This is a genomic window from Rhizobium sp. 18055, from assembly GCF_902706285.1.
In the GTDB taxonomy this organism is placed as follows: domain Bacteria; phylum Pseudomonadota; class Alphaproteobacteria; order Rhizobiales; family Rhizobiaceae; genus Rhizobium.
This window is the reverse complement of sequence record NZ_CACSKD010000511.1, coordinates 1-382: the sequence shown is the minus strand read 5'-3', so window position 1 is coordinate 382 and position 382 is coordinate 1. Positions and strand designations below refer to the sequence as shown.

The window sequence follows — 382 nt, the reverse complement described above, 5'->3', positions numbered from 1 at the left end:
GGAGTATCCGGTGCCGAAATCGTCGATGGAGAGCTTGAAGCCCTGCGCCGACAGGCGGTTGAGCATGGCTTCGGCCCGCGCCGGGTCGTCCATGATGGCGCTCTCCGTGATCTCCAGGCAGAAGGATTCCGGCCCGACGCCGTGCCGTGCCATGAGCGCGCCCAGGCGGGCGCTCAGCTCGGTATCCATGAGGTCGCGCGTGGACAGGTTGACCGAGATGCGCAGCCCCAGGGCGCGCACGTCGGGCCGCGCGAGGAAGACGGCCGCCTGCTCGAACACCCAGAGCGTCAGCTGCCGCACGAAGCCGGTCTGCTCGGCGAACGGGATGAACTGCATCGGCGGCACCAGGCCGCGCTCGGGATGCTGCCAGCGCACGAGCGCC

Annotated in this window: 1 protein-coding gene; it reads right to left on the bottom strand. The window is 69.9% G+C overall.

The window, feature by feature from the left end; translation table 11 throughout:
* On the bottom strand, nucleotides 1–382 hold a 382-nt coding region (locus GVL52_RS32790; RefSeq protein WP_160012819.1), incomplete at both ends, for an EAL domain-containing protein.